At 38.7% G+C, this 3,801-nt stretch carries 3 protein-coding genes; 1 reads left to right on the plus strand and 2 read right to left on the minus strand.

What is annotated here, in order from left to right; translation table 11 throughout:
* The first annotated feature begins 154 nt into the window (after positions 1–154).
* Positions 155–1,375, plus strand: a complete 1,221-nt coding sequence (locus AB4558_RS21895) for a hypothetical protein (protein ID WP_017066879.1) — start codon at positions 155–157, stop codon at positions 1,373–1,375.
* A 100-nt stretch (positions 1,376–1,475) separates the two neighbouring features.
* On the opposite strand, the gene AB4558_RS21900 is transcribed toward AB4558_RS21895, so the two are convergent.
* The gene (locus tag AB4558_RS21900) at positions 1,476–2,078 is read right to left on the minus strand and encodes a DUF2971 domain-containing protein (RefSeq protein ID WP_372074872.1); all 603 of its coding nucleotides are present in this window, start codon (positions 2,076–2,078) and stop codon (positions 1,476–1,478) included.
* Between the two features lie 338 nt (positions 2,079–2,416).
* A complete protein-coding gene (locus tag AB4558_RS21905) occupies positions 2,417–3,019 on the minus strand; it encodes a porin family protein (protein ID WP_017059668.1) in 603 nt (200 codons plus the stop codon).
* Positions 3,020–3,801 lie beyond the last annotated feature (782 nt).

Below are 3,801 nucleotides of genomic sequence, written 5' to 3' on the forward strand. Positions count from 1 at the left end.
CTTAAGGTTCTGTCTATGAACGCACTATAACTAAATATCCTTAATTTTATTGAAACAATTTCGTGAACCAATCTCTAATTTCTATTAATATTAGTTTTGTTATAAAGGCAGGATATGCCGATACAAGAGCATTTACGGCAAAGGAAAGTCACGGTTGTTGTTAGCAAATAAAAGTTATACCCCTGAAGTAGTTGAGATCTCAAGGAAGGTCTCAATCAATGTTGAAGCTCGCTTTAATCGATGGTTAATCTCACCTGAATATAAGCTCGCACAATCTACAGTAGACACGTTACTAAGTTTGGAAAATAGGTATTGTGATAGTGTCATATTTGATGAATCTGACCGCATATCTCACAATCAACGTATTTTATTGCGCTGCGAGCAGGATAGAGTCAATGCTCATCGTGAAAAAGTCGACGCGAAGCAACAAACCTTACGATACGTTATCGATGATGTCAGCAATGCCGCTTCTGCGCTAATGCTTGAGAAGCTTCAAGGTACCTTAATAAGTTCGTTGTTTTCAGACTTACCCGATTACAATCAGTTCGCTAGTGTTGCGTATTCGCCATCTTTAAACTTTTCCAAACTCCATGAAATATCCGCGAAAAGTAGGCCATTGAGCTCAAGTTTAATCGAGTTTGTTTCCAATCAAGAGTTTGCAGATAAATATGGAAAGAAATCTAAGGTAATTCTCGATCCAAAAGTTGCAGCACGACAAATAGGAATAGAAAATTGTCGTTTATTGTTCCCATTGTTAATGAGTCAACAGCTGATTAAGTGGAATGATGGCAACATTAAACACATCACACCTAAGGTTTGGCAACACTTGGTCGTGACGTCAAATGCGACTCGAATTCGACTTCAAGAAACGTCGGTTAAAGATCCTAACGTAGGCATTTTACTTGGTGTGTTGAGAGTTCTGCCTTTGTTTTTAATTTGTAACCACTTTTCTTCAACGTTTGAAGACGCATTGGTAAAAACGATGCTTGGTTATCGTGAAGCAAGTGACAAGCATGACGAATATTATGCTTGTACTGAGGTGATGCCAAACACACAGTTTCTTGAATCAATGGTCGAGCAGCTAGAGCTTAAGCTACTAAAAAACCTCGTTGAATTTATAGATTGGAGCCCTGGAAATCAGTTCATCAAGAGGGCACTTCTAGAGGAAGTGAATGACATTCCAGTACTTGAGCGAACGGTTTATGGTGCAGCTTTGGCTCAAGGTAGAAAATATTCTGTTTTCGAGGCGTTAGATAATAGTGAACTATTTAACGTTAAGCACCGACCTTATTGGTTTTCAACTGTTCAAATGTCTATCGCGACGATTGAGCAGATGCAAGATAAAGGATTGGGAAAGCTTACGGTGAACATGTAATAAAAAGAGAGAGTCTCATTAATGTCGCTCTCTTTTTTGTTGCGCTGTAACTTTATGTGAATGTCTTGTTTTGGCGCTAAACAGTAGGATTACACTCTACTTAACTGACCACTTCGAAGGTAAACGACTCTTGCTTTGCTATTGCGTGTTTAACAGGGATACCAAGGCGCTGGCAAGTCATCAGAACTTTCAATTTCCTGTCGGCAGGAGCGTGCTCTGACAGAATCACCGAGCTTAGGCACTCTCTATTAAGGTAGAGTTTATTTCCGATCATCTCGTCATAAGGTAATACCCAGCGGTATTCCTTTTCATAACGCCAATTAGAATGCTTAATTTTGAATATCTCAGCTCCCAGTCTTGATGTTTGTAAACCTCTTAGCGATGCTGGGCGGAACATATTCGGTTCGTCTTCATACTGGACTTCAAAACAGTTGAGATTGGCCTCGCCGTTATAGCAGTTGAGATCATACTCGATACACATGCCTTTAAAGTTGTCACCATACTGCGACCATAGTATTGGGTGGTCGTTCGACTGAGAGAAACACATGATCTTAAAGTTTTGTTGAAGCTCTTTGTTGAATGCGTGGTTAGATTCAAAAGGGTTATTAAAAGTTTTAGCGTAATCAAACCACAACGAACACTCGGAAATAGATTGTATGTTTCTGTCGTGGAGCGATCTGAACTTATAAAGTTTAGGTAACATATCAAACACCTAGTTTACAAAATTGCCTGATGTTAACACTTTAATTTACTTTTAAGGATTGAATGCATAGCATTTGATTGCTTAATCACCAAATTTATTCGTATAACTGTTTGATAGATCAAAATTTAAACACGAAATAGTAGCCTGTTAAAGTGGTTTATTTTGCGTTAGGGCAAAGCTTTCAAGTTGTAACTTTTTACAGAAGATACAACGTAACTTTATTTATGGTTGAATTGTCTTGTCAAAGTAGAGGTCGAGTAGGGAAATAGGTGATCAAAATTAAAGCCGAGCTTTAAAAGGACGGCTTTAGTAGTATTGAGCCTACGAGTGAATCAAGTTTAGAAGTGGTACCTTGCACCTAGGTAAGCGGTTTGAGGTGACACATCGATGGATTCAATTTCAACGTTTGCATAGCGGTAACCAATATGGATATCGATGTTGTCTGTTACCATCGCACCAAGCTCAGCACCAACTTGGTAGGCTGCTTCAGACTTAGAGTCTGATACTCCAAAAGCTTTCGCTTCCATATCCATAGAGCCAACACCGGCTAATAAAGATACATACAGATCTAATACGTCACCTTCAACAATAAACTTTGGTTTAATGTTTACGAAGAAAGCATGGCCTTCAATATCCATTAAGTCGTTATAGCTAACTTTTCCGATTTTTCGGTACTCGGCTTCTAGCCCCAGTTTGACGACATCATGTGTATTGAATTCGTAGCCTCCAACCAAGTTATAGCTAAAGTCTGATAGATCAGATGAATCTTCAATGGCGCTGCCACGATATTCTAATTCAGTTTCATTATAAAAGCCGATATCAACACCAGCATAAAAATGACCATGCTCTCTAGGTGAGTTTTCGTTTTCACTAGCAAGCGCCTGCGAGCTGATGCCAAAAAAAGCGGTGAATAGCGATAGGGCGATTGTACTGATTTTCATGTAAAGCCTTCTAAGATAATAAGTTATTCTGTTCCAGAATATGTTAACAAACAAAAGATACTCTAACTAATTGAGAACTAGCCTAAAGATCTGATTTTAAAGACTTGTTGGTAATAGAAGTGTCATTATCGCAGTTATGAGACAAGTTAATATAGTCCAGACAGAGGTTAATAGAATTTATGTTGCACTGTAACTTACGATTAGCCAAGTCGTTTATAGAAGTTCGTTTTGGATGGCAACGCAGTTTGGTAACAATGACCGTTGGGCATCAGAAAATTCAAAGTTAGTGGTTTGAAAAACGAGTACGGATGTTACTGATGACGTTGATAGTTGATTCAATTTGGTGAAGAACAAGCCAACATAGGTAAACAAGACTAGATGATTCGGGAGTTCGCTTGGTCTTTTGGGACCGTTAAATCTAGCGAACAAGAGTAACCAAGTCTTTTCAGTTTATTGGTAGTACGGACAATAGACCGAGAGTTAGTGGAAGCGTTAATCATCTAGGTTCTTTTGGTAAGCAAAATCAGGGTAATAGCTTTTAACACTCAACCAGCAGAGACTCTGGACTAACTTTGGAGAGGCATCCGTAATTAGAAGTCTTAATTAAGTTTGAGCAGACATGTGATAAAGCCATCACGATTTAATCCAATTAACGCGGAGTCAAAGCCAGCCAGTAATTAAATAGATAGATTCATGCGGCGCTGTACGTAAAATTACGCGAGTAACAGGCCCTGAAACCTCTCAGATTTCAATCTCCTTTTTTGTCAATCCCATTTTAAAAT

It is taken from the genome of Vibrio sp. 10N.222.51.C5 (assembly GCF_041474575.1).
Taxonomy (GTDB): domain Bacteria; phylum Pseudomonadota; class Gammaproteobacteria; order Enterobacterales; family Vibrionaceae; genus Vibrio; species Vibrio crassostreae_C.